We start from the raw sequence: 26,681 nt of genomic DNA, 5'->3' as shown, positions 1-26,681 counted from the left end.
TCTTATTAAAGCTTGTTTGTATAATAACCGAATCTCGTATCACATTTTAAAACAATTTTTCCACCAGGTGTACCCATAAGAGAACAATCTCATTTTGCTTTGGGACGAAGGAATAGGAGTTGTAGACACAACACAACCAATATCAATAGACTCAATTTAGCAAAGTCTGTACTCAAAGTGCCGGCATCGGTCGACTTTCCCAATAAATTGGTAATAAAAGCTCCGGCAAAGACACCTGTCATATTCATCAATCCATAAACTGTTCCTCTATATTTAGAGGACACGAACTGACAGAGTATCGGCATGTTATTGGCATCAAACATTCCATACCCCAGTCCAAAGCACAATGCACCTCCTACAACCGTAGCAAAACTAGAGCCAAAACCGAGCAATAGAAGCGACGGAATGGTTAACCCTAAGCCAATAGCACCGGTGTAAATACGTCCTCTAATGTTACGTTGAATCCACCTGTCGGATAAGAGACCTCCAAAGATGACTCCTACAAAAGACGAGAGGGCGATAGTGATAGTAGACATTGGACCGGCTTGAGCCATATCAATATTTAAACTAGACATAAAGAGCGTCGGCAACCAGTTCTTTGTAGCCCACCCCGGTAAGCTAGGTGCTGCAAAATAGAGCAGTATCACCCAAAACCAAATATTGGCAGCAATCATTGCCAGACCTTTGATGATCGATGTCTGATCTTTAGACGGCTTTTCTATCCCTTTAACCTCTTTGACTTCTTCTACCTTTTTATCTCTCAAAAACAGAATAAGAATCAGGCTATAAGCAATGCCGATGATGCCAAACCAATGAAATGTCGTTTCCCATGAATAAGCTTTGGCAAGGGTAGCTCCAAAGCCACCAATGGCCTGACCGGTATACAATCCTGTCATGTGAATGCCAATGGCCAAAGAACGCGTTTTCTCGGAGTGAAAATCCGCAATGAGCGAGAGCCCTGCAGGGATGTAAAGCGCTTCGCTAACTCCCATGACAGCACGAAGGACATAGAGTTGGTCGAAATCGGTAGAATAACCCATCAAGAGTGTAACAGAAGACCAGATGAATAAGCTACCTACAATGAGCCACTTTCGATTTAAACGGTCAGCTATAATCCCTGCAACCGGACTCATCAAACCATAAATCCATAGAAAGACGGCCATTAAACGTCCAAAGTTGGCGGCAGATTCTAGTTCTGTAATATCTATCATCATAGAATCGCGCATGGTGGACAACATCTGCCTATCCATATAATTGAGCAATGCAACGATCCACAACAAGCCGACAACGGCCCATGGGTATATTTTCGTGTGTTGTAATTTCTTCATACTAAATTCTTTTTTCAGCATATTCTTCTACTAAAATCAATCTCGAAACAGACTTTACGACTTTAGGTAACAGGTCTAAAGATATCAGACGTTGTTGACCGCTTACTATACCGTCAAGTTCTGTTCTTTGAGCCTGAATTTGCAATAAACGACTCAATATAAGAAGATTTAATCTTTTTTCCCTCATCCTCTCAATGATTTACGTAACTCAAAATAGAATCCCGCCAAAGTATATATCCTTTTCCCATCAGATGCAATCCATCGTTTGTATAAGCAGCATCCAATTTGTGAGATTTCTGATCCAAAAACGTTGGATGTAAATCGATGTAAGTTATATTATATTTTTGTGCAATGTGTTTGATCTCTACATTCAATTCATTTATCATATCCGGTTTCATATGCCCCGAAAAAAGGCCGAAATCAGGATTCACAGGCAGAACACTCTGTAGATAGATGGATGTGCTGCTCGATTGAGTCTGTATCTTTGAGACTATTTTCTCGATCGTTGTTGCGATTGTTCTTACAGAAAGACCTTTAGCAATATCATTAATACCAATTAGCAAAAAGAGTTTCCGGGGTTGACCTTTAAGGACAGCATCAAGACGATCGTATACCCCTTCCGAGGTGTCTCCACTTATGCCTCTATTCTTAACGTGTCTATTCTCGAACAACTCATGCCATTCACCGCCATTGGTAATACTATTACCGATAAAAACGATATCCTCCGTACAGATCGGTAATTCTTCAAACAGACTCGCACGTTGCTCATAGAACGTCGAATATTTGTGAGTTTGAGCATATCCACAAAGCGTAGATAAGCTTAAAATAAGAATTAGCATATATTTCATCAATGATCCCGAAGGCGTATAAGCAACTCGGTTCTGATTTACGAATAAGGTTCGACAGATAAGATTCGGAGAGAGAAACGTTTTTTTCATGGAAAGATCTGTTTTAAATTTAAATATTGGTATCTAAAAATTTGGCCATCAAAAGACCAGAAAAAGTCTTGAAACGACAACCGGTGCAGCAGCGATCACTGTGACAGAATTCCCGTTGCTTTGTGAACAGACGGTGTACGAATACCGGGTTTTAATTCACCATTGATGATCACAAGAGCATCCTTCGTCATTAGGGCTGCTGCTCCGGCACGAGCAACTGGTTCATAATTGCCGAGACTTTTCCACACTTTCGTCTTTGTGTTGTACGAAAGAAGTTCGGTATTGAACTGATACCAATCGACAGGATGACGCATATACTGAACGGCATCATTTTTCAGCGCCTCCAAACGAACCAAATCGTTTGTTTTTTTGGCCTCTTCGATGAAGATGGGACGCTTGATCGCTTCCAAGAAAAGATCGTGATTGACCCCTCCCATAAATAGTATTTCGTCTGTGCCATAAGCAACTGCAGAACCTCCGGTGAGTGTTCGATTGGTACCATCCGCCAGATGAGGAAGAAGAGTTTCACTTTGCCAAGTATCTTTTAAGACATTATAGGATAAAACGTCAATGGGAAGCATAGGCATCCTGTCTTTGCCTAGAGGTTGGAAACCACCGGCCAGATAGAGCTTAATACCATCCTTATCACTTTCCTGTGAGGCAAGTACCGGTTGTACCCTAGCTGCTCCCGGAAAGTTCTTGAGCGATATCCATCCCGTTTGAAGATGACTCAAGTCGAGAGCATATAAGGCATTACATGGTTCACCATCTCGATACCCTCCGGCAACATAAATATGGTTGCCGACATAGGTAGCCGATGTATTATCCATTCTGACAGGAAGAGAAGGTAGTTTTATGATTTCAGCATTTTCTTTTTGAAGAGTAATCATAAAAACAGCATTCGATGAGAATTGATTATTGTTCCCTCCGATACACACAACTCCATTGGGAGTAGTGACTGAAGCTCCATAAGCAAGTTCCATAGGGAGCCGCCCGATCAACCTCCATCCCTCCGGGAATAAGCCATAAATACAATCATAATATTTCTTTGTTCCTCCTTCAGTTGCAGGTTTATCGGGGAAATTACATCCTCCGGCAACCACTATGACCTCGTCTATAACGCCTGCAAAAGCAGCAGAAACCCCTATGGGAGAATTTGAAGATCCTATAGGTAAGTCAGGAAGTCGTGACCAATTTATCATATTTTTATCTTTTTCTATTTTAAATGTTGAAGCAGGAAATCCAAGACGGTTAACGAGATTACCACGTGAGAAAGGTTCCCATCCGTAACGCACATAGCCCGGATAAGGCACACTGTCGTTCCATAATTTGATTCTTCCGTTTTCTATGATAGCCTCTGCAGGGAAATATAGTCCATCGACATTGGCTACCTCAAAGGTTCTTAAAGGTTTGTCGTCGGAACTTTTTAATCCATCGGCGTACCGGAAGTGGATATATACTTCTTTGGGGGTAAACTCCGCACTTTCAACTTCTGGCCCGGAAGGAATAACTTGATGTTTATATGTTTTATGTAATGCCGAGAAAGCTAGGCGTCGCCCTATTTCCTTCTTAGATCGTGGGTGAACATCCAAAGAGTCTCCAAGATCACTGCTCACTGTCATATTAATATTGTCGATGCTTTGGGCTAGTTCCCTCTGAGTCTCTCGAAACCAAGGCCAACTTGGACGATCGATGCTCGATAGTTGAACATAATAAAAAGGAAGATGATCATTCCAATAAGTTCTCCAACTTTTCACGAACAGCGGAAATAGTTTCTTATAAGCCTCAACATTGTGCGCATTGGATTCACCTTGATACCAGATAACACCTTTAATAGGGAACTTATTGAGCGGTTCTATGCCTGATTCGAAAAGATAGGCCGGTTCATAAGGATGACGTTGAAGGGGATTAGTCGCCGTCTTTATATTCAGGGAAGCGCGTTCCCGTGCCCATTCCATGATGAGATCATTCTTCCTCCAGTCACGCAAAATCTCAGGGAACTCGAATTCCAAAGTCTTTCTGTCTATCCATGATTCGATTGTAGACCCACCTACCGGATTCAGAATTAACCCGATCGGCACATTCAAGCTATCGGTAAGCACTCTTCCAAAGGAAAGAGCAATGGCTGATATCATGTCCACATTGTGACCATGTAGATTTTCCCATCGACTATCTTTATAATATTGCAGACGGTTGAGTGAGTCGAGCACAGACGGCTCCCACACAACGGACTGCGTTTGCCAGCGAGGTTTCATATCAAAAATCCTGATGTTGTTCTTTCGAGAGGCATAAGTTCGTTGCTCATCCCTTTCAGAGGCTTCGCTCTCTTTGATCATAAAAGCCATATTGGATTGTCCGGAGCAAATCCAAACATCGCCCAAAATTACATTTTTAAAGATAAGAGTCTTACGTTTTGAGGATACCTTCAGATCAAACGCTTTTTGAGGAAACTCAGATCCCTTTACAATAAAACTCCAATTCCCTTTTGATCCGGTCAAGGTCTCCTTTCGATATCCCCCGAAAGATATGGTTATTTTCTCTCCAACATCTGCTACTCCCGAAATCTGTACTTGCGCACCACGTTGTAACACCATATTGTCTGTGTAGAGCGGCGACATTTTGAGCCCCCCGTAATTTCCGGTTAAAGCGGAGTAAATATTGGTAGCAATGATGGTAGCACCTTCTTTGTTTGGGTGAAGCGCATCTGCAAAAAGATCCGGGCGATTGTGAATACTGGTATACAAGTCGATCAGTTCTACGTTTCTGAGCATAGGCAACTGATCAATCAGTTCCTGTTCCATCCAATACCAATCGCGCGTGCCTGATATAAACCTCTTGTGACGGTCAAAAATTGGCGTCATGCGACAGATGAATATTTTTATATTCGTATTGGCCGCTTTAAAAGAATCGATAAGCGAAAGATAATCCTTCAAAAAATCATCTCGGTAATTGGGCCATGCACGTGGATCAGTATCATTGAGCCCAAGGTGTATAATCACCATATCCGCAGCATATCGAATGGCTTTTTTATAAGCCTCTTGTTGAGTGTAAGGACGAAAGCCCTTGTTTAAAAGAGTTGCCCCATTATGACCAAAATTGACCACGTCATATCTATCTCCTAGCATGTCTTGTAATTGTGAAGGATAAGAATCCTTTTCACGATTTTCAAGTCCAGCCCCAAAAGTAACACTATTACCCACACAAGCGACTTTTATTGTCTGACACTCGGCTTGGGTAGCTCCTGCTAGGAGGAAAAGAAAAACTAAAAGTAGTTTCATCCTAGCATGGAGTGTTGAGAGCATTCCTAATGGCATAAACAGTAAAGCAGTTCTCATTGGATTGATTTTATAATATCTTTCAGTTTAATCGCCTGAAAAGTTAGATGTGCTGTACTCCCTTCGTATATAATACCAACAGTTCCTTTGTCGATCATTGTTAGACAAGAATATCCCCAACCATAACCCTCATCCAACAAGAGTTGATCGCTTTCCAACCAAGTCTTTCCTCCATCTAGACTCGCTTTAATAGTGATATTGTTACGCGATGTCGTGGTATTGGGATTGGAAAAGAGAAGAAGGTCTTTTCCTAAAACATTGTCCTCTGCCTTCACTTTGATAAGACTAGCCATACAAATCGGTTCTTGCAAAGCGGTACGGGACGATTCGTGTTCTTTCCATGTTTTGCCCAGATCTGTAGTGGTATACACAGCACGACTACCACCTCTATTGTCTCTCATATTCAGCATAAGTACGCCTGGGGCAACCTCTGCTACTTGCGCTTCTGTTGTATTTGTACGAGCATGATTGTGTATCTTCCATGTATTCCCATGGTCTTTGCTATACATAATTCCGGCATTGGGTATGCGGTCTGCTCCAATATACTGAATAGCAAACACAAGCGTACCATCTTCCATGGTAATGCCGTTACCGGGGCCTTGCAAAAGAAAATGCCATGAAGGATCTTTAACTTGTGAGGTGATATTAATAGGGGCTGACCATGTTTTTCCATCATCATCACTCTTCGATAATACGAATTGGGCTGTTTGTTCCAGATCCATTCCTTGTTGTGAGTTGAACCAAGCGCGACCATTGCCCATGCCATGTGTCCATGCAGCAATAACCCAAATGGTACCGGTTTTCTTGTCCACTAAAATGGCAGGGTCTCCAACCCCATTTTGGGCTTTAGGCAATCCACCATATTCACCAAAGGCCATTACAGTACGCATATCGTCCCATGTTTGTCCGCCATCTGTGCTTCTACTTAAACCGATATCTACATATTCTTGTAAATCAACGCTACTATTATAACGAATGTCATATACGGCCAATAGACTTCCTTTATTGGATGTTGCTATCCCCGGAATGCGATATGCAGCTGCATTATCGTCTCCGGCATGACGCACACCGATACCCAAATAACGCACCCGATCGGCTCCTTCTTTATTCTCAAAAGCAATCGGTTTTCCATCCACCTTAATCTCTGTAATTTTAGCAATCAGTTGACCTAAAATAGACGTTTGGGGCTTCAGCTGTACACTCACCCAGAAATAATTAACGCCTTTTTGAAGGTGCTGATTGGCAGTTAACTTCGTGAGCCCTTTAATCGCATTAACTTCCGCTTTTTTTATGGAATAAGATGCATTTGCTGCTAAAGTCTGACCTGGGATATCTCTTGACAAGTAGGATACGGGAGCATAATAGGTTTTACCCTTACGCTGCACATTCTCGACACCTGAATAATAGAGCCTTACTGCTTTAATATCGGATAATTCAAATTTAGATGCTAAATGACTAAAGTCCATCGTTATTTGATTTAAGGTCGTAGCTTGTTGCGCATCAACTCGAATATAAAACAGGACATTATCTTCCCTATCGACTAAGATCGGGATTTGTTGTTGAGAGATTTGAACGATAGTCTGCGCGCAAAGACCTATCCCCCAACCGACTAAAATTAAAAAAGAAAATATATTTTTCATGGTTTGTGTTTTTAGCAATATATATAACGGTATCTTAATGTTTTATATCCAAGAGCTCACAACATAATTGATGTGATTTGATCATCATTCGTGGAATATGAAAGGGTCCCTTGAATAAATTACCTTTGGCTTCTTGCGACACGGTACCATCGTGGTGCAAATAGCCGTACCATTCTCCGCATTCCTGATCTGGGAAATGTTTATAAGTATAGTCACTGATCATCTTGTGCATTTCAAGATATTTATTATCTCGAGTGGCTTGGTAGGCATATAGTGTGGCTATGATAGCTTCTGTTTGAGGCCACCAGAATTTCATATCATGTGCATAATCTTGAGATGGATACCCCTTGCAGTCCACAAAGTTGGTAATTCCACCATGGACCTTATCCCAGCCCCACGACCATGACCAATCAAGTATCTTTGTCCCTGTCTCGATTAGAGCTTTATCCCAATTGCGATACTTTGCCTCTTCAAGGATAAACCAAGCCGTCTCAATACAATGTCCAGGGTTTATCATACGTCCCATAATTGTATCGATAAACTCTCCATTAGGACCGACTGTTTCGAGCAACGCCTTAAATTGTGGATGCATAAACTCTTCTTTGATCGATTGCAACGAAGCATTTATCTGCTCCTCCAATACCGGATCCTGTATGGCCTCACGGATGCGGGATGCTGTATTGATTAATATCATGGTGATAGAGTGTCCTTTGGCTTGTAACGCCTTTGTGTATTTAGGTTCCAAAGCCCCAGGAGTATTGATCAACTTTAAAATATTTTTAAACAAGTTGAGTGCCTTTTCAGCATAACTTTTATCACCTGAAGCAATCGCATACTCTGACATAGCTATAGCTGCAAATGATTCCGAGAAGACATAACGTCTTTTTCTTAAGGGGACTCCTTCGGCTGTTACCTCAAAAAACATTCGCCCATCGGTATCAAAACAGTATCTTTCTATGAAGTCAAGCGTTTGCTTCGCTAAAGCTAGCCACTCGGGATTTTTCTCAAGATGGTTATACGCATAAGAACAAACAAAAGCAAAGCGCCCTTGAAACCAAACCGATTTGGTTGTATCCATCAACTGACCCTTTCTGTCCAGACAAGTGTAACATCCACCATTGACACTATCCACCCCATATTTTATCCAGAATGGCATGATATTATCTATAAAATCTGTTTTATAAACCTTTGTCCAATCTGATAAATATTGCTCTACGTTCATCATATCATTTATTATTATTGTTTTTAGAACTGATTGCATCTATTAAAGAAATTGATGCTTTCCAGTTCTTTTTTCATAGCCATTTCTTCGTCGTCTGTCATATTTTGGAAAGGAGTACGGTTCTTTCCTAAATCCAAACCAATGAGTTTCATGATGCGCTTACCACCTACGATATTGCCTCGATAATGACAGATGATATTAATAACCTCCTGCGCAAAGTTTTGCAATTCTCGTGCCTTTTCCAGATCGCCAGCGTTCCATGCCTCAATAATTTGCGTAAGAGCTTTTCCATTGTAATTGGTCGTACCTCCGATCCCACCTTGCGCTCCACCAAGAGCCAAAGATGCTAGTATCGTTTCATCCTGACCATGCAACATGTCGAATTTTCCATTTTTGTATAATCGACATTGATTGTATTCGTAAAGACTTTCATAGGTATATTTAATACCTGCGAAATTAGGGATACGTCCATCGACCGCTTTTAGAAATTCAACCATGGAGAGAAAAGCTCCATTAAAAGCAGGAATATGATAAAAATAGAATGGAAGATCGGGAGCTGCAGATGCTATTTCTTCACAGTATTTGACGAGTTCCTCTATTCTTCCTATTTTAGGAAATGGAGGGGCCATCGCTCCAATAGCATAAGCGCCATGGCTTTGTGCATGAGCAGCAAGCATTCTTGATGATTCCACACAAGTACTCCCTACATGTACTATTACTTTAAAGTTTTTCGGAGCAACTGTTATCCATTTCTCGGCAAGTAGCATCCGCTCTTTGTCTGTAAGAAGATACCCTTCTCCCGATGATCCATTAATGAAAACACCTTTTATTCCATTGTTGACCAATAGTTCAACATATTTATCTATTGGAGCGTAGTTTACTTCATTATTGGAGTCAAATGGAGTAAATGGAGCATTAATCAAACCAATTAGTTTTTCCATATTATTCGTTATTATGCATATATATGGAACAAATATAAAAACTTATATCTCATTATGCAATACATATATAGATTTTTATAGCGTATATTAACACTAAAATTGAAAAACAAACCAAATTATATACTACATATAAAATTAATTAAGAATTATTGTGCGGATAAAAACGATAATATTATCTTTGTTTAATGTAATACATAATAAGAAAAACAAAGTAATGAGCCAAAGTGCAGATGATTTAGAAAAAAAGGAATTTACACTTGTTGAAACGACACAACAACAAATTTTGAACTACATCAATAATGAAGGTTTGAAAGTAAATGACACCTTACCCAAAGAGAACGAACTAGCAGATTTTCTGGGAGTAAGCCGAGTAGTCGTTAGAGAGGCGTTAAGTAGCTTAAGAAGCTTAGGATTTGTAGAAACCAAGAAGAAAAAAGGAACAATACTTCTTTCGCCCAAACCTTTTGATGTCATCGAAGTTATTATTAGCTCAGGAGCACTGAGTGAAAGCACGGTTAAAGATCTGTATGAATTGAGATTAATGTTAGAGATCGGGTTAGCTGATTTCGTTTTTGAGAGAAAAGACGAAGCAAACATGGCCAAACTTTGGAAACTAGTAGAGGAAGAAGAACATTGCGAAGATTCACAAAGATTAGTGGAAATCGATATTGAATTTCACTCTATACTGTACAAAATGGCAAATAGCAGAAGCTTATCGAACTTCCAAAATCTACTTGGAAAAACGTTTATGTTTTACCCACACCAAAGACCTGAAAACTGGAGATCAATGGAGATTATAACTCATAGGAGTCTTTATCGCATATTAGACAAAGGAAATCCAGAAGCATTTCGTTCGGCAATGCGATTGCATCTCACCTATCAGTTTTCAAATCGAGATGAGTATCTACAAACCTATTATGACAACATCTCTCATTTTGTCGGAGGCTTGCAAAAGAACGAAAAACGAATAGATAATCACTAGTCGATGGCGCCTATAAGCCATTCTTAAATCTTTAGAAACGACTGAATCTGATGATAGAGAACTCATGATATCGTTGTGTATAAAACAGCCTATCATTTAAATATTAGTGCAAGATGTACATACAAAGAGACCAGTAAGTTACATCTTGCACTCTTTTTTTAGATACACTGATCTCATAGTTTATTATTTCTCATTAATAAACGATGAGATCAGCTTATAAGCAGCAACTGTTTTCGAGTTTTATGGATTCTCTCTAAACCGTTGCAATCCATTCATCGGTTCGATTATGATTTTCTGAAATCGAGCTGAACCAAAAGGTCTCCCTTATTTTTCAACAGAGCGACTTCATTTCCGTTCTTATCAAGTACTTGTACTCGCATTGGCAGAACATATTTCACCGACTCTTTTATAGAGGCCAAATCAATCAGATCGAATGAAAAATCGACATTATTCACATGATCCAACGACTGAGCTTTAAACTGAGGAAACATTCCATCTGGCGCTATTTTATACGCTCTTAATCGTCCAGGATAATCAGCAGCTACTTTGTCATCACGAATGATATTCACAGTATAACCAACATTAATGAGTGAAGAACAAAGCACATTCAGGTGGATATTAGCCCCTCCTACCACTTGCGTTTCAGTGGAGGTTAGAAGAATTGATTTCTCAAAAATCTGCTGATTCAGAGTTAGAACCTGCTGATCTGAGAAATGACAGAACTGCAAACTTCTATTGGATGACGGCATTAAAGAGCTACCATCTACACTAAAAATACGAATGGGAAGTATATCACCAATATTCAGACCTTCGAGCTTCACGTTATAGGTCGTAGTTCCATTCACTCCCCCCTCAGCAATCCTTTCACTGGCTTCGTCGAAAATCACTTTATCGGGAGTTACGAAATTGGCATCCTTATAATTCGCTAAAACTTCATCTGTTGATTTTACCACTTCAAGACTAAATCTTTCATTTTTTGCCACCATGCGAGTCGCCGTAATCACCACTTTGCCTTCCACCTCAGTAGCCACGCACGTTTCACCGATAAACGGGATAACAATCCTTGCATCAGTACGATCGAACGACAGTAGGTTTTGACGAGGATCAGAGCCATTAAAGTAGCTCTTAACATCATATTCGCCTTTATAATCGAGATCTTGACTACACGACACAAACAACATTGTGCAGACAGAGACCATAAATAATAATATATTCTTTTTCATAATCTTAATTCTTATTTTTCAGGGAAGAAGATAGTAGAAGTCCACTTGATATTGTTTACATCATAAGGATCATTTGATCCTGAAGTTAACACTTCAAACTCTACAGGTTTTCCATCCGGATCATTAAATTTGCTGACAACACATTTGGTTCCATTCTCTTTATCCAAAGGTGCATATACTACGAGATTGGGGTTCGTTGGATCTTCCACATAGAGCGTCTCCATCACTTGATCTGGAGTCTGTGCACAATCGTAAAGACGGATATCTCTCATACATCCACTAAAATTACCCCAGCTATCTTGAATTCTTGGCCAAGAATCGTTGTTAAGCACATCAAACTCACTCTCAAGAAGACCATTAATATACATTTTGACGTGTTGATTTTTATAAACAAATGTAATGTGATACCACGTATTGGTTTTCAGCAATTGCTTAGAAAATGCCGCCGGATCATCGGAGCCACCTGCTTTATATTGAAGACGTCCATTCGAAGTAATGCGTGAATAAAAGCGTCCGCAAGGAGGCTGTTGATTATCTATCAGACGATCCAATTTCATACCATAGTGAAAAGTCCATTCTTTATACGCAGGAGATGCTGACCAATCTTTTGTTCTGTCAATTAGATAGCGCATATAGAATCCTCTCTGATACATAGCTGTGGTTGCGAACAAGCGGTCGATGACGAAAATCTGATATGAATTCTCTTCCAGAAGCTTCATACCGCTATTACTTGATATTTTCAACGCAATGGCAAACCGTGTCATAGGATCGGCCTCTAACGTTTCCTTTTTAATTGTCAATTTAATAGGGCCCGTTGAGAAGTTGCCAGCTTTGATAACATCAGAATTACGCTCTATGGTATAGAACTCTGCAGGCAAAAGCTTATAATTCTTGCCATATTCTGCATTGAATTTGCGTAGAATGGCAGTATCAACTGAGAATGTAACATCAATATCTTTACTAACAAGATTTGCCGCACGTGCAGCAAAGGTTGTTTCCACACCATTCTCATCGACCGTCAATCGTTTTGCAGGAGATCTCAAAACCCCTTCCATATAGATTGCATTAGGAAGATCACTGTGAGTGTTTACGTCGTCAACATCCACGCTACTGCAACTAAAAGCCGTTAGCGGAAGGACTCCCATAAGGATATATTTAAATATTTTCTTCATTGTTGTAAGTCTTTTATTTATTTCACTGCAGGATTCATAATCTGAATGCCTTTTCTTAAATAATCGTACACCCGAGTCGTATTAGCAAAGTCTCGTTGCATATGATAACAACCGATACCTCCCTTACGATATTTTCCACCAAAAGGTTCCCACTCAGCAAATCCAAGATAAGAAGGAACAACACGACCATCAGGAGTATAAAATCTAACGCCACCAGTTCCTGCATACTTCTCAAATTCTTCTGTAACAATCATCTTATTAGCCACTTCTTCTGCAGAAACGACTCCTGAGAAATGATTAATCAGACTCTGAAGTTTGTTATCCAAACGGGCATTGCTACTTGTTCCATAAGTTTGGAAAATGTAGTAATTCATATAAGTGCCATACTTAGCTGGGAACCAATCGGGCTCACCATCCACAATCAGCAGTTTTTTACGCCCTTCTTCGGTTTCCGCCATAGGTCCAATACGTTTTGCCATGGTCTCGAAGAAGTGATACATCCGTGAGGCCGGTCTCCACATCTCCTTATTTGTGGGGAAAGGCTGTGCATAACTAGGCTCAGCATCAAGATCGAACCCATCATATCCGAATTTGAAAATGGTATCACAAAGCGCATTGGCATAAGTTTCAATAGATTTCAAAATAGCTTCTTCATTGCCATCTTCCCATCCCCAATAACTCTTATTCCATGTTTCCCAATGTCTGGACTGAGGAATATCCGGATGCTTCTCTCCATAATCATCTGGAACCGGAGGAGTTAGTCCCTTACCGATATCGAACAGCAGACAAGCGGTAACCACTCTTAGCCCTTTCACTTCTTGTGCATACTTCAAATCTTCTAACATCGCTTTTGTTGGATGTGCCCAGAGACTTTCTCCCCACAATGCAACCAAATCGGTGCTATCAGGCAGTTGTGATAAAAAGGTAGATCCAGGTCCATCTGCCGCCCATGCAGCAAACCACCCAAAAGTCAATGAGTGATCCGTCTGCTTATAAGCTCTCAGATTCTCGTGATATTTCTCATTAGCCTCTGCCATTGCACGGTCAGAATGCTCCAGAACCTTATCAATATCTTGATGCTCCACCTCTATCCAGTCGGAACAAGCGACTTGGAAGCATGCTACTGCACCAATCAGTAGCGTTGAAAATATATTTTTGCGTTTCATTGATTTTATAAATTAAAGATTATTTATTGGATTTCTTATCCCACCACAAACGAGTATTACCATTGTCAGGGCCACCCAACATCTCTACCGCTTTCTTGATATTATCCAAGTTGTCAGTATACTCTTTGTTAGAATAAACAATACGCGTAGGACCGGTAACACCACTCACTTCTGCATCTGTACGCACAAACTTAGCAGGGAAAATATGAGGATATCCTGTACGACGGTACTCGCTCCATGCCTCTTGTCCATCAGGATAAAGAGCAATATATTTCTGAGTAATAATCCTCTCCAATGATTTCTCAAAATTGTCATTCGTCCACTTTATCGTGACATCACTAACAGCCCCTTGATTATTAGCAGAATTTGATGGATCTACAAATTTAGCCGGAACATTTATACCATTATCTGCGTACATCTTAGCGGCAGCATCACCCAATCCATTCTCTGCAAACGACAGAGCAATGCCTTTATTATAGAATTCCTCAGCTGTTCCACCCATACTCCATCCACGAAGAGCTCCCTCAGCACGCAAGAAAGCCACTTCAGATGCCTTCATGATATAAACCGGAGTGGCATCTTCTACATTTAGAACCGAGAACTTTGCTTTATCGAGATAGTTATCGACCTTATTTAAGCTCTTAAACACAGGGAAAAATCCTTTATCGCCATCGTTCTCCGCTTCTTTGAAGTATTTAACGGTACGAGGGTCATTATAGCCGACCATATAGGAATAAATTTCTGCCCCCATACGCAAATCATTATATGCACCGTTGATAATGGTCAAAGGGTTTTTAAGTACGATACCGGCACCCTGTGAAAGTTGTGCCACATCATCAACAGAAACCATTACTCCTCCCGGATTAGAAATTGCTTTCTCAGCATATTCTTTTGCCAATGCTTCATCAGCATATGCGGTACGCATAGCCAGACGCAACATCATTGAATTAGCCAATTTCACCCATTTCTGTACATTGCCTTCATAGATAATGTCAAACTTTGGTAAAATGGAATAGTTTACTTTTCCTAAGACCTGAACAGCGTCATCCAGTTCCTTCAGCATGGTACGATAGACTATTTCCTGCGAGTCATAACTAGCTTGTAGCATGTTTTCCTTACTTGAATTCGTATAAGGAATAGGTCCGAAGGTATCCGTAGCCTTGTGAATACTTACCACTTTAATTATATTCAGCAAAGCCTCCACTTCTACATCACCATCAGCCTGCTCCTTCAAGTTGAGCCAGCTCGAGAATGTACGCTTATACATAACGTCGAGCGTATAGTCACTCCATGCTTTCAGAGCGTATGAAGGAAATCCTTTACCGACCCATTTGTTTTGTGGAGGGACCATATAACCCATCCAACAAGCACCAGCAAGTGTATAAGGAATTTGATAGTCATTTACATATCCCGTCCCTGAACTTCCTACAGGAAAGATGGTCTCTTGCAATGAGCTATAGAATCCACCAACTTTCAATCCATCCATCACCAAATCTTGTTCAGTTGGATGGCGAAAGTCTGTATTTATTTTCTCAAAGTCTGTCTGGCATGAGTTTAAACCAATCATGCCAACAGTTACCCATGCGATATATTTTGATAATTGCTTTTTCATTTTCGTAATCAATTAGAATTGTATTTTCACACTAAATCCGACATTGCGCAAACTAGGTGCACCAAAGTATTCCCCACCCTGTCCATAAGTACCTGTAGTAGCAGTCAACTCAGGATCAAATGGAGCTTTGTTGTAGATCATCCATAAGTTACGGCCAATGAGCGATAAGGAAACATCTGGTATTTGTGTTCCAAAGAGTTTTCTAGGGAGTTTATAGCCCAAACTCAATTCTTGCAAACGTACGTTAGTTGCACTATAGTAATAATAGGCTGCAAGTTGTTCACCACCCACAACAGAATAGTATTTACGAGCATCTATCACCTTACCGCCTTTCACGACTACCCCACCATTATCACGTGCTTGAGCAGAAGCTTTTGACACACCATACTGATCCATTAATGCTTGTGTAGTAGAAGTAACAATACCCCCAACACGTGCATTGATCAAGAATGAAAGAGAGAAATTCTTATAAGACACATCATTTCTCCAGCCCATAGTAAAATCAGGATTTACAGAGCCTAACTTCAAACGTTCACCATTAGGAAGAACCATTGTGTGAATATTTCCTTCTGAATCAACAAAAACATTTCCTTGACTATCACGTTTAAGAATCTTTGTAATATAAACATCACCAATGGCATCACCCTCTCGGATATAACCACCACCGGCACTAGTCTCTTTAAATGAAATAGTCTTGTCACCATCACCTGTTGGATAATCGTGTACCAATTCTTTTACTTCATTCACATTGCGAGAATAAGTAAGATTGGAAGAGAAATCGATTGAACCAATCTTATCGTGATAGCCCAAGGTCATCTCGAACCCGTAATTCTGAATATTACCAGCTTGAATAATGAAAGCTGAATAAGGAGCAGAGGCAGGAAGGGAATTCAAAAAAGTCTGATTATAAGTATTCGACAAATAATAAGTAAAATCGAAATTCAATTTATTCTTAAACAAGCGAAGATTCAATCCTGCTTCATAAGAACGTGTACGTTCAGCCTTGAAATCATAGAAAGGTTTCACCGTTTTAGCTCCAGGCAATCCATTCAACATGGGAAGAGTTACGGTTCCACGTGTCATACCTCTGTATCTATCAGGAATAGGAGAACCGACCTCTGTATACGAACCACGCATTTTCATATAAGTCACCCATTTAGGAAGATTCACCATTTCAGAGATAACTCCGGAAAGACCTATTGATGGGTAAAAGAACGAAGGTTCTTTAGCATTCACCAAGAGCGAGCTAAAGTCATTACGTCCAGTTAGAGTTAAATAAATCATACTCTTCCATCCCAACTCAGTGCTACCAAAAACAGCCGTACTACGTTTACGGAATGAAGTGTCACCACCGTGGTTATATTGTGGATCAAGAGCATCTGATGAGAAGATATTAGGCACCTTCAAGATGGGTCCGAAAAAGCCCACTGAACTCGTATTAAAATCTTCCAAGCTGACACCAAAATTACCAGTAAGGTTAAAGTCGCCAAAAGTCTTGTTCAAGCTCAAAATGGCATCCATATAACTCTGTTGTGCAGAGGCTTGCGAATGGCCATACATACCATTACCGTGTGTATTGGCATAAAGGATTCCTTGCCCCGATGCGTGATAGCGTGTTTCACTCTCTGTATTGGTATTATCAACACGTACACGGCCGGCAATATTCAACCAATCAAAGATATCATATTTCAAGCTAGCCATAAACATATAACGTTTACGTTCACTAGGGGTCATCATATCATTTACAATAAAAAACGGATTTTGCATCTGCATGCCATTATCTCCATAAGGCCAATACTGTAAAGGAAACTTACGAGTCGCATCGTAACGTTTGTAAAGCTTCACAGCATCCCAACTCTCACCTCTTGGGAAAAGATATACAGCAGGAATAGGATTATAATATTCGCCCGAACGATACATATTCTGGGACTTTTGGATAATATAATTACCATTAATATCCAAATGAAGTCGGTCATCCAAGAAATTTGCCGTATTGCGAACAGTAAAATTATAACGGTCGTAAGTGTTATTTGAAATAATACCTTTTGAATTAGTCGTCGCTACTGATACGAATGTTTGATTTTGTTTCGTACCTGTCGTTAATGATAAAGAGTTCATCACATTGTGACCCGTTTGGAAAAAATCCATGGGATCAAAAGAAGATGGAGTTGCCAGTTTCTGCCCCCAACTCTCAAACTCACCTTTAACATTGCCATAAATGTTTTGAAACTCTGGCTTTATGAATGAACGGGAGAAATCAACGCTGGATGAGAAGCTAACTTTCATCTTACCTTCTACCCCTTTTTTAGTATTGATAAGGATAACCCCATTAGCAGCAGCCGAACCATAAAGTGCAGCAGCTGAAGGACCAGTTAGCACAGATATGCTCTCAATATCATCAGGATTGATATCAGCAATGCCCTCTCCTGATGGTTGTTTAGCATACTTAATGTCACCAATGTCCCCGCCGCTAATATTATTCATGGGCACACCATCAACAACGTAAAGTACACCGTTACCTCCTGTGATTGATTTTACACCACGCATTACAACACGTGTAGCACCACCAACACCTGCAGAAGAAGTGTTGATATTAACCCCTGCCACTTTACCATTTAGCGAGTTCACAAAATTGATGTCTTTAACAGATGTAAGCTCTTTATTATCCACTTTCTGAACATTATAGCTTAATGCTTTTTCAGCACGTTTAATACCTAAAGCTGTTACGACAACCTCGTCCAAAGCCTGAGAATCCTCTTGAAGAAGAATATTAATAATATTGCCATCGCCCACTACTACCGACTGAGCAGCATAGCCAATATAGGAGAACTCAAGAGTTTCACCCTTCGATACTTGAATCGTAAATTTGCCATCGTAATTGGTAACTGTACCGATTGCACTCCCTTTGACAAGAACACTTACACCAATAAGGAATTCACCTTTGGCATCCTTAACAACTCCCGACACTTGTTTTTTCGTCGGCATTCTGTTTACATCATGAACTGAGGATACAGTAGAAAACACAGCATCAACAGTAGCCTGATGCATTTTGTGACTCTTCATAGAGGTAGCCGCCAAAAGCGAAGGGGCAGCAACCATTCCACCTAGAAAGAGATAGAGAAATACTCTCACTCGATTAAAATGCATAGATTAGAAATTAAGTTAATAATATAATTCTCGCAAGTTTCACTTGCCTATTTAAATTCATAAATATCACACATTAAATTTTTATCAATCATGACATTATATATCTATAAAAGATGATTAACGCCCGATAAGACATGAATAAAAACTTAAGTTATTTAATTTTTCACCAACAAAAGGGCACATCTCATATAGATATTTACGACCTTACAAGTTGAAAAAAAATAAAATAAATAATACATTAAAAAACCAATTAATGTATTACATAAATAATATCTATGAATATATATTGGGCAAATATAAATACTTATTTCTATTATGCAATACTTATTTTGTATTTTATTTCAAAATACGCAAACAAACAAAGAAAATGCAATTATTAAATACTACATAAACAACGTTAAAGAGAAATTTTAGCACAAATCAAAATTACCAGAGATAATATTCTTATTATACTACATAGAAGAAAAGAGAAGAGTCATAAACCAAAGCACAGCTTATTCAAAAAACGGTCAAACACAAAAAACCAAAATAACACAACATAACAAATTAAACCATACAAACAATTACACCACAAGAAAAAACTTAAATTAGATATTTGTATCTTACATACACCAACACATATCAGATATTTATAAAGATCTGTTTACCAATCATCTCCAAGCAAGGAATTTATTTTGGAGACATACGGATCATAAAAAAAGCTTGCAAAACCTAAATTTCGCAAGCTTATATTTTTAACAAAGAGACAGAACAAGTTTTTCAAGTTCTAATTAACCCCTATTCAAATTAGATACTTTACTGACAACAGGTTATCAAAGCGAACGTTACTACTTAAGGAAATCGGCTCTCATAGGCGCAAAGCAGTCAATAAGAATTCCAGGCTCAAGACAGACACAACCATGAAGAATATCTGGCTCCATATACAACCCATCACCTGCCGATACAATCTTCTTTTCACCACCAATTGTAAATTCAAATTTACCACTCACCACGTATGTTGTTTGTGTGTGATAATGTACGTGAGCAGCCCCAACGGCTCCTTTCTCAAATTTAATTTTCACGAGCATCACTTGTCCGTCATAACCCAATATCTGCCGTCTTACACCTTCTCCGGCTGGTTCCCACTCTATTTTATCGCCATGAATAAAAGTTTCACTTCGAGTTTTCTTCGTAACGTCCTTGTCTTTTGGATTAGCATATACAAACGAAGTACATGCAGCTAAAGCTATAGAAAATGCAATAAATAGTTTTCTCATAAATATAGTTTTACATGGATTAATAATCAAGTTATTTCAACGCTCATCAAGATTCCCTTTCATCATGACATCTGACAAAGAAGACAAATATTTCCGGTTAATCAAAGCCACCGACAGATTTTCCAGCTATTGAGTTGAACGATCATTACTTTTGGGGTGCAGTGCTATTTCAAGGGTAATGTTCAGAAAAGTGTGTATGTTTTATTTCTTAGGCATAAATATTTCTCAAAAATATAATTATTCTGTTTTGATAAAAAGCTTTGATTCAAGAAAGTTGTAAATTGGATATTTAAATACATCTTTATTCATAGCCACATTGCCAAGCAATAATATCACAGAATCATAGTTTGGCATCGCGCCACGCATTTTCAGCACTCTTTTAAAATCCTTATTGAGTCGTTCAATCCAATTGGTTGTATATATCATACCTCTTATTTCTCTCTCATATTTGAAATAAGTGAAATAGAATTTGTACCTTTCATGTTTATACCTTTTAAGCATGGGGTAACTCTTCACCCATTTATCTATAAAATCTAGGAATTGTTTATGTGAGCTTTCAGGGGTGACCAAATCTTGATCTGGCCTAAATACTATCTGCATTTCAGCCGCAATTATTTTTTTATCTCGAGGTTTAATTTTCCCCAATATATTCCTCTTTAAATGCACCGTGCACAATTGGATATCTGCACCAGGAAATGCATGTGCGATAGAATTTTCAATACTAGATAAGCCATCGCATACAAATAAATTAATCTCACTAACTCCTCTTTCTTTTATATCATCGAATATATCAAGCCAGTTGGAAGCACTTTCGGTTGGGAAATTCACAATTGATAAGACCTCACGAGTTCTATCTTCTTTTACTCCTAATATTACGTAGTATGCTTCATTTGAAACCGAGTCATTGCGCCTGGTGGCAACATACGTAGCATCAATATAAACGATTGGATAACGTGCATCTAATCTACGGTTCAGCCACGCAGAAACATCTCCACGTGCCGTATCAAGGAGCCGGCTTACTTGACTCTTACTATAATGCTTACCGTAAAATTCCTCAGAGATATCACCAACTTGCTTGGTGGTCAAGCCTTGAGCGTATAAACTACAAATTAAGCGCTGAACTTCAGCTTCTTGATCTTTAAGTACCCCTAATAAAACAGGATAAAAGTTGCTCTCACGACTCCGAGGAACGCGAATCTCAAACATTTGACCGCCATGACATACTCGACGATCACGATAGCCATTACTCACATCATCAGTCTGAGAATTATAAATCTTACGCTCTGATTTCATTAATGATTCCATCCCTAAACGGATTAATTCCTGAAATCCTTCTTTACCATTTGTAAGTGAAGAAATAATTTCAGACATTTGTTCTTGTGTAAATTCCATTTCTCTTTCATTTTAGGTTACAATACAAATCTAAGAAATATTGGGATTTACACACTTTTTAAAACGCTATCCAAAAATCTCGGTATAACCTTATTTTCCTACAGCAATTTGCAGATTATAAAAAAAGCTCGCAAAACCTAGATTTTACGAGCTTTAACTTTGAATTTCAGCGGAGAGAAAGGTCGGTGAACCTTTCCTCTTATATGCTTAAAAGTCAATGCTTTTATTTTTCCAAACTTGTTATCGGTAACGATTTAGGCACAAAATTTAACACCTAATTGTCCACCTTTGACCTATGCTTGTCTGCATATATCTTGGGTTCAAAGATACAACATATTTCTTAATAAACAATCATTCTGAATAAGAATAACTTAGCTCAGGTGCAAGGTGCAAGTCTATCTATATATAGATACTTGCACCTTGCACTTGTTTCTGACTTGTTTTGAAAAAATGCAGTATTTTATGTCATTAATGTAATCTCTTGCTATTAATAAGTTTAAAACTCATACTCCTTGCTTACTCGTATTCTGAACGAAATCACTATCTTTGCATCAGGTAAATAGATTTTTTACGGATTCGTCCGTTTTATATAACATAACGTTCGCTGAACGTCTCACCACGAAAACTGGCACTTTTCATACAGACGAGACAACAGTCGCAATGTTCATACTATACGAAAGTATGGCGTGGGCTTGCCTGTTTCGTCTGTGGGTATGCCAGTACCTCGTGGTGGAATAGTGTGAGTTCCACGCTTTTTCTTTTGAGGTACAGCGAGCAACAGTATAAACACTAAAATCAAGAAACATGGGAAAGATTAAAGTTTACATTGCCGCTTCACTCGATGGATACATCGCTCGACCTGACGGAGATTTAGATTGGCTAACCGAATTTCCAAACCCCACAAAAGAAGACTATGGGTATAATGAAATGCTAACTTCTGTAGATACTGTTATCATGGGAGGAAGAACTTATCATGAATTATCATGCATGGATATTTTATGGCCATACAAGGATAAGAAAACTTTTGTGGTATCTCATAAAGCGATAGATACAAAAGAAAACATAGAGTTTATAACAGATAATATTATCGAACGAATATCTGATCTCAAAAATAGAAGCAGTCAGGATATTTGGCTAGCTGGTGGTGGAGAATTAATCACCATGTGCATAAATGCAGGCTTGGTTGATGAGATGCAAATCTGCTACATCCCCGTAATTTTAGGTTCAGGCATTCCATTGTTTCCCAGCAACCCCAAAGAATCTAATTGGGAATTGAGAGAAAATATTGCCTACGCTTCCGGCATTATAAAATTGAGTTATAGACTATTGAGATAATCACGTATGTAGCATTTTGAAGAAATGGTTAGGTTTATTCGACTATTATTCATACATTTGCAATCGAATTTAAAAATACTCTTATGAAAATAAACAATTAATAGTTGGTTTTAATTAAACCGACACCATAGAGTTCTACATACCTTCGGTTTAATCCGATTCCTCCTTGGAATCACTATTAATTGTTGCAAAATGAGTATTATCGTCAGTGATGTTTCTTATCACTATTTCAATCAACATACACTATTCGAGTCTGTAAGTTTTTCTGTTTCACGTGGCGGGAAAGTATCTCTTATTGGCAATAACGGAGTAGGAAAATCAACCCTACTAAAGTTGTTGGCAGGAGAACTTATGCCTTCTTTCGGTAATATCCGAACAGAATCCAAGCCTTACTATGTTCCCCAGCAGATAAACATCAAAGAGCAGACTATTGCCGAAGCTCTCGGAGTATCAGAAAAACTAAATGCTCTCAACGCAATTTTTGGAGGAGCTTCTGAACAGGTTTACTATGACACTCTAAACGATGATTGGGAGGTAGAAAACAGATGTCGTCAAGCTTTAGAATACTGGGGATTAGAAGGCATCGAACTTGATTCATCTATCTCATTATTAAGCGGAGGAGAAAAAACGAAAGTTCTATTGGCGGGATTGGCTCTGTATAAGCCGGAGATTGTTTTACTCGATGAACCAACCAACCATCTTGACCTGTCTGCTCGGAAAATATTATATGAATACATCCAGAACACAAAAACTACAGTTGTAGTTGTCAGTCATGATGTTAGCCTGTTAAATCTTTTAGATACAACATACGAGTTGTCTCCAAAAGGAATTAGGCTATATGGAGGGAATTATGATTTTTACAGAGAACAAAAAGAGATAGAAGATCGGTCTTTAGAACAGCAAATTGATGCAGAACAAACTGCCCTTCGGGTAGCTCGAAAAAAAGCACAGGAAGTTCGAGAACGACAAGAAAAACGTACCTCGCAAGGTGAACGAAGCAAACAAAAAGGTGGTATTGCTCGAATCGTTATGAATGCTCGTGGTAATTTAGCAGAAAACAGTTCTGCCAAATTGAGAGAAAAGCATTCAAATATTATTGACAATACCAGACAACGCCTATCTGCATTACGGGATCGCCAGCTACAAAACACAGAATTGAAAATAGATTTTGAGGACACGAAACTACATAACGGGAAAATTCTAATCTCTGCCCACGAACTCAATTTCGGATATGTGAAAGATAAATTTCTTTGGCAATCTCCTATCGATATTGAAATAAGGAGTGGTGATCGAATTCACATTCGAGGGAATAACGGCTGTGGTAAAACAACTTTTCTGAAATTATTGCTTGGAGAATTATCTCCAATCCAAGGCAAAGTTATCAGATCTGATTTTTCGTATGTCTATCTCGATCAAGAATATGAGCAGGTAAACCAACCTCTCACTGTATTGGAATTAGCAGAGCAGTATAATAAAGACAATTTGGCAGACTATGAAATTAAAATCCGATTAAACCGAGCTTTATTTCCACTGGAATCGTGGAATAAAAATTGTCAAACGTTAAGCGGAGGCGAACGTATGCGGCTTTATCTCTGTTGTTTAATGATATCAAATCACATTCCTGACATTTTTGTTTTAGATGAGCCTACAAATAATCTTGATTTATCAAGCTTGTCGATTTTGATGGAAACAATCAAGAATTATCGGGGAACAGTCTTGATTATTTCACACGATGAATATTTCATCAACGAAATAGGAGTAACAAATAGTATTCAACTATAATTAAATTGAAAGGATCATGGGTATAAACGTAGATTTAGATTCGATTATCTATCACTAATTACTTTTAAGATAGAGATTTACAGGGTGTGTTTGACAAGGGTTTATCATTCTTGTTCTAAATACTCTATGCCTTTTTTAAGTTATTAGTCTGTAAAATCAACAATTTACAGAGATAGTCTTATCATTAAAAACTACTGAAATGATTAGAAAAATAGAAAATATATCAAAACAGATAGAAGATCAGATACAAATAAAGGAACTGGAAGTATCCAATATAATACGTGATGTACCTCCTATAATTCTGATATTAGAGAGAGGATTCGTGGAAATGAAGTCTTTAGTTTTAAGTGAAAACTTCAAAACTAATTCTGATGAAATCCATTTTTTCAAAGAAACAAAACCAAAGTTATTCTCCAAATTAATTTACTACAAAAAGATACACAATATCGAATTAAACAAGCCTGTATGTGGTTTTGATACAATCAAAGAATATTTGGAAAAGGAACAAGAGAACATTAACTTCTTTTACCACAAAAACAATGATTTTATTCAATACTACCGACTTGGGAAAACAATTTTGGATGAATATTACTTTGTAAGGAATCGGCGGGAAATGGGTTTAAATTTGGAATCTTTTTATTTTGAAAGAGATCCCAATTTTTCCACTAATTACGATTTCAAAGTCGCTAAACTTCTTGCGAATGATATGTTGGCAGCCTATCTGGAATCAGAGTTGACAAGATTGAAACAAAGAGAAGAACTCTTTGACAAAAATTCGCTTACTAACACCAAACATACTTGGACAGACACAAAATCTGCTCTGGTTGAATTAATTTATGCTGTTCATGCCGAACAGAGTGTCAATTCCGGGAATATTGACTTGAAAGTTTTAGCCTTAGTATTTGAAAAAATATTCAATATTGAATTAGGCGATATTTACCGGATATTTCTGGAGATTAGAGGACGAAAAGGAGAAAGAACGACTTATTTAAACCGTTTGGTAGTTGCTCTTAATAAACGAATGAATGATGCAGATAGCAGGTGATTTCAAGTTGAGTGAATTAAATAAAATAAGAAACACGCAGAATATATAATTTCTGCTTATTAATAATCTGAATATGAAACAATTATATTTAATTAACGAATTTAAGAAAAAATCTATTGAGGACTGTACTATTTCTGCTGTCTTGATGTATGGTTCTTTTATAAAAGGAGAAGGCGATAAGTTTTCGGATATTGAATTTTATATTTTTCTTCGAGATGATTGCCAAATAGATAAATACAAGTGGATATCTTCTGTTAATCCAATAGCGTTGATGTTTGTAAATGAATTTGGTACAGATGTAGTTATATTTGATAATCTCATTAGAGGAGAATTTCATTTTTTGCCATTAAAAGAGATTTCAATAATCAAAAGTTGGCAAGGACACACTTCATTTGAGTTTAAAGAGAAGATGAATTTAGTAGATAAGGACGGTTTACTTACAGATGTATTAAATGACATTGAGCCTCCTTATGAACCAATTCGTAATACTCCAGCTCAAATTGAGTGGCTTGCTGATTCATTAATAAACAATTTACTTTTTGCATCCAATCTTTTCCAAAGGGGAGAATATGCACATCTACATAATATCTTTCAATATATTCAAAAACACACATTGTGGTTGATAAGGATATATGAACAATCAGAAAAACATTGGGAGAGTCCAACAAAAAAACTGGAAGTCGATATTTCTTCTTATTGGTACAATAAATATCAGACCATTGTTCCTATAATCACAAGAAAAAGTCTAAACAAAGCTCTCTTAAATGCTTTTGTCCTATCTAAAGATATATTCAAGAAAACAAATGTGTCATCCTCTAAATTAGAACTTATTTACAGAATAGAAAACACGTTTGAAATAAACCACAGAAATGAAGAAACCTAATAATTGACAATTATTGATATTTCATCCTGCTGATAAATAGTAGCAGAGATAAAACAGATAAACCCAAGTTGTACCCAGCTTGGGTTTATCTGTTAAACTACGCTCAGAACATCGTTCCAATTTTCATCAAAATTAGACCTTTTATAGCTTGTAAAACACCCCATAAACACATTTCATTCATAACCAACAACATATAGGCTATTTAAAAAAAACTCACCCAACTTGGGTTTATCTTGTGAAATCAGCATTTTATTCTTTCTGACCTTTGCAACAAATCAATAA

General features: G+C 38.3%; 18 protein-coding genes. 5 read left to right on the top strand and 13 right to left on the bottom strand.

The genetic code is table 11. From position 1 onward, the window contains the following. Window positions 1–89: 89 nt before the first annotated feature. From AC4PG5_RS01885 to AC4PG5_RS01860, 6 genes are all read right to left on the bottom strand, one after another. Window positions 90–1,328 carry an MFS transporter gene (locus AC4PG5_RS01885; protein WP_492029769.1) on the bottom strand — a complete coding sequence of 413 codons (1,239 nt, stop codon included), beginning with the start codon at window positions 1,326–1,328 and terminating at the stop codon, window positions 90–92. Window positions 1,329–1,519: 191 nt separating this feature from the next. Further along, the gene (locus AC4PG5_RS01880) at window positions 1,520–2,176 is read right to left on the bottom strand and encodes a GDSL-type esterase/lipase family protein (RefSeq protein WP_492030663.1); all 657 of its coding nucleotides are present in this window, start codon (window positions 2,174–2,176) and stop codon (window positions 1,520–1,522) included. 185 nt (window positions 2,177–2,361) lie between these two features. Further along, on the bottom strand, window positions 2,362–5,544 hold the full coding sequence (locus AC4PG5_RS01875) for a cyclically-permuted mutarotase family protein (protein ID WP_492030662.1): 3,183 nt from the start codon (window positions 5,542–5,544) through the stop codon (window positions 2,362–2,364). Window positions 5,545–5,597: 53 nt separating this feature from the next. Beyond that, the gene (locus AC4PG5_RS01870; protein WP_492029768.1) at window positions 5,598–7,241 is read right to left on the bottom strand and encodes a BNR-repeat neuraminidase N-terminal domain-containing protein; all 1,644 of its coding nucleotides are present in this window, start codon (window positions 7,239–7,241) and stop codon (window positions 5,598–5,600) included. 34 nt (window positions 7,242–7,275) lie between these two features. Then, window positions 7,276–8,463, bottom strand: coding sequence for an AGE family epimerase/isomerase (locus AC4PG5_RS01865; protein WP_492030661.1), 1,188 nt, complete (start codon window positions 8,461–8,463; stop codon window positions 7,276–7,278). A 23-nt stretch (window positions 8,464–8,486) separates the two neighbouring features. Continuing rightward, window positions 8,487–9,404: a dihydrodipicolinate synthase family protein gene (locus AC4PG5_RS01860; protein WP_492029767.1), complete on the bottom strand. Its 918-nt coding sequence runs from the start codon at window positions 9,402–9,404 to the stop codon at window positions 8,487–8,489. Between the two features lie 178 nt (window positions 9,405–9,582). On the opposite strand from AC4PG5_RS01860, the gene AC4PG5_RS01855 reads away from it, so the two are divergent. Continuing rightward, window positions 9,583–10,386, top strand: a complete 804-nt coding sequence (locus tag AC4PG5_RS01855; protein ID WP_492029766.1) for a FadR/GntR family transcriptional regulator — start codon at window positions 9,583–9,585, stop codon at window positions 10,384–10,386. 284 nt (window positions 10,387–10,670) lie between these two features. Here the strand turns inward: AC4PG5_RS01855 and AC4PG5_RS01850 are convergent, their stop codons facing one another. The 7 genes from AC4PG5_RS01850 to AC4PG5_RS01820 form a co-directional block, all read right to left on the bottom strand. Continuing rightward, window positions 10,671–11,609: a hypothetical protein gene (locus AC4PG5_RS01850; protein WP_492029765.1), complete on the bottom strand. Its 939-nt coding sequence runs from the start codon at window positions 11,607–11,609 to the stop codon at window positions 10,671–10,673. Window positions 11,610–11,620: 11 nt separating this feature from the next. Continuing rightward, window positions 11,621–12,781, bottom strand: a complete 1,161-nt coding sequence (locus AC4PG5_RS01845; RefSeq protein ID WP_492029764.1) for a DUF1735 and LamG domain-containing protein — start codon at window positions 12,779–12,781, stop codon at window positions 11,621–11,623. Between the two features lie 17 nt (window positions 12,782–12,798). Next, window positions 12,799–13,947 (bottom strand): glycoside hydrolase family 18, encoded by a 1,149-nt coding sequence (locus tag AC4PG5_RS01840; protein ID WP_492029763.1) that lies wholly within the window; start codon window positions 13,945–13,947, stop codon window positions 12,799–12,801. Window positions 13,948–13,966: 19 nt separating this feature from the next. After that, complete coding sequence (locus AC4PG5_RS01835; RefSeq protein ID WP_492029762.1) at window positions 13,967–15,559, bottom strand: SusD/RagB family nutrient-binding outer membrane lipoprotein; 1,593 nt, start codon at window positions 15,557–15,559, stop codon at window positions 13,967–13,969. A 12-nt stretch (window positions 15,560–15,571) separates the two neighbouring features. Further along, window positions 15,572–18,706 (bottom strand): SusC/RagA family TonB-linked outer membrane protein, encoded by a 3,135-nt coding sequence (locus AC4PG5_RS01830; protein WP_492029761.1) that lies wholly within the window; start codon window positions 18,704–18,706, stop codon window positions 15,572–15,574. A gap of 827 nt (window positions 18,707–19,533) precedes the next feature. After that, window positions 19,534–19,962 (bottom strand): cupin domain-containing protein, encoded by a 429-nt coding sequence (locus AC4PG5_RS01825; RefSeq protein ID WP_492029760.1) that lies wholly within the window; start codon window positions 19,960–19,962, stop codon window positions 19,534–19,536. A 237-nt stretch (window positions 19,963–20,199) separates the two neighbouring features. Beyond that, window positions 20,200–21,354 carry an IS256 family transposase gene (locus AC4PG5_RS01820; RefSeq protein ID WP_492028251.1) on the bottom strand — a complete coding sequence of 385 codons (1,155 nt, stop codon included), beginning with the start codon at window positions 21,352–21,354 and terminating at the stop codon, window positions 20,200–20,202. A gap of 804 nt (window positions 21,355–22,158) precedes the next feature. Between AC4PG5_RS01820 and AC4PG5_RS01815 the strand changes: the two genes are divergently transcribed. The 4 genes from AC4PG5_RS01815 (at window position 22,159) to AC4PG5_RS01800 (ending at window position 26,399) form a co-directional block, all read left to right on the top strand. Further along, window positions 22,159–22,689, top strand: coding sequence for a dihydrofolate reductase family protein (locus AC4PG5_RS01815; RefSeq protein WP_039419393.1), 531 nt, complete (start codon window positions 22,159–22,161; stop codon window positions 22,687–22,689). A gap of 192 nt (window positions 22,690–22,881) precedes the next feature. Then, window positions 22,882–24,471 (top strand): ribosomal protection-like ABC-F family protein, encoded by a 1,590-nt coding sequence (abc-f, locus tag AC4PG5_RS01810; RefSeq protein WP_492029759.1) that lies wholly within the window; start codon window positions 22,882–22,884, stop codon window positions 24,469–24,471. A gap of 199 nt (window positions 24,472–24,670) precedes the next feature. After that, a complete protein-coding gene (locus AC4PG5_RS01805; RefSeq protein WP_039419389.1) occupies window positions 24,671–25,516 on the top strand; it encodes an RteC domain-containing protein in 846 nt (281 codons plus the stop codon). Between the two features lie 73 nt (window positions 25,517–25,589). Next, entirely contained in the window at window positions 25,590–26,399 is an 810-nt protein-coding gene (locus AC4PG5_RS01800) for a LinF (RefSeq protein ID WP_492029758.1), read from the top strand. The last annotated feature ends 282 nt before the right edge of the window (window positions 26,400–26,681 follow it).

The sequence above is a fragment of the Bacteroides sp. QWL-09 genome (assembly GCF_058683585.1).
The sequence above is the reverse complement of the archived record's forward strand: the minus strand, read 5'-3'. Positions and strand labels throughout refer to the sequence as shown.

What these genes read in the sequence shown, in the direction of transcription:
- AC4PG5_RS01885 (WP_492029769.1), bottom strand. Translation starts at nt 1,328, where the DNA reads ATGAAGAAATTACAACACACGAAAATATACCCATGGGCCGTTGTCGGC.
- AC4PG5_RS01880 (WP_492030663.1), bottom strand. Translation starts at nt 2,176, where the DNA reads ATGAAATATATGCTAATTCTTATTTTAAGCTTATCTACGCTTTGTGGA.
- AC4PG5_RS01875 (WP_492030662.1), bottom strand. Translation starts at nt 5,544, where the DNA reads ATGAAACTACTTTTAGTTTTTCTTTTCCTCCTAGCAGGAGCTACCCAA.
- AC4PG5_RS01870 (WP_492029768.1), bottom strand. Translation starts at nt 7,241, where the DNA reads ATGAAAAATATATTTTCTTTTTTAATTTTAGTCGGTTGGGGGATAGGT.
- AC4PG5_RS01865 (WP_492030661.1), bottom strand. Translation starts at nt 8,463, where the DNA reads ATGAACGTAGAGCAATATTTATCAGATTGGACAAAGGTTTATAAAACA.
- AC4PG5_RS01860 (WP_492029767.1), bottom strand. Translation starts at nt 9,404, where the DNA reads ATGGAAAAACTAATTGGTTTGATTAATGCTCCATTTACTCCATTTGAC.
- AC4PG5_RS01850 (WP_492029765.1), bottom strand. Translation starts at nt 11,609, where the DNA reads ATGAAAAAGAATATATTATTATTTATGGTCTCTGTCTGCACAATGTTG.
- AC4PG5_RS01845 (WP_492029764.1), bottom strand. Translation starts at nt 12,781, where the DNA reads ATGAAGAAAATATTTAAATATATCCTTATGGGAGTCCTTCCGCTAACG.
- AC4PG5_RS01840 (WP_492029763.1), bottom strand. Translation starts at nt 13,947, where the DNA reads ATGAAACGCAAAAATATATTTTCAACGCTACTGATTGGTGCAGTAGCA.
- AC4PG5_RS01835 (WP_492029762.1), bottom strand. Translation starts at nt 15,559, where the DNA reads ATGAAAAAGCAATTATCAAAATATATCGCATGGGTAACTGTTGGCATG.
- AC4PG5_RS01830 (WP_492029761.1), bottom strand. Translation starts at nt 18,706, where the DNA reads ATGCATTTTAATCGAGTGAGAGTATTTCTCTATCTCTTTCTAGGTGGA.
- AC4PG5_RS01825 (WP_492029760.1), bottom strand. Translation starts at nt 19,962, where the DNA reads ATGAGAAAACTATTTATTGCATTTTCTATAGCTTTAGCTGCATGTACT.
- AC4PG5_RS01820 (WP_492028251.1), bottom strand. Translation starts at nt 21,354, where the DNA reads ATGGAATTTACACAAGAACAAATGTCTGAAATTATTTCTTCACTTACA.
- AC4PG5_RS01815 (WP_039419393.1), top strand. Translation starts at nt 22,159, where the DNA reads ATGGGAAAGATTAAAGTTTACATTGCCGCTTCACTCGATGGATACATC.
- abc-f (WP_492029759.1), top strand. Translation starts at nt 22,882, where the DNA reads ATGAGTATTATCGTCAGTGATGTTTCTTATCACTATTTCAATCAACAT.
- AC4PG5_RS01805 (WP_039419389.1), top strand. Translation starts at nt 24,671, where the DNA reads ATGATTAGAAAAATAGAAAATATATCAAAACAGATAGAAGATCAGATA.
- AC4PG5_RS01800 (WP_492029758.1), top strand. Translation starts at nt 25,590, where the DNA reads ATGAAACAATTATATTTAATTAACGAATTTAAGAAAAAATCTATTGAG.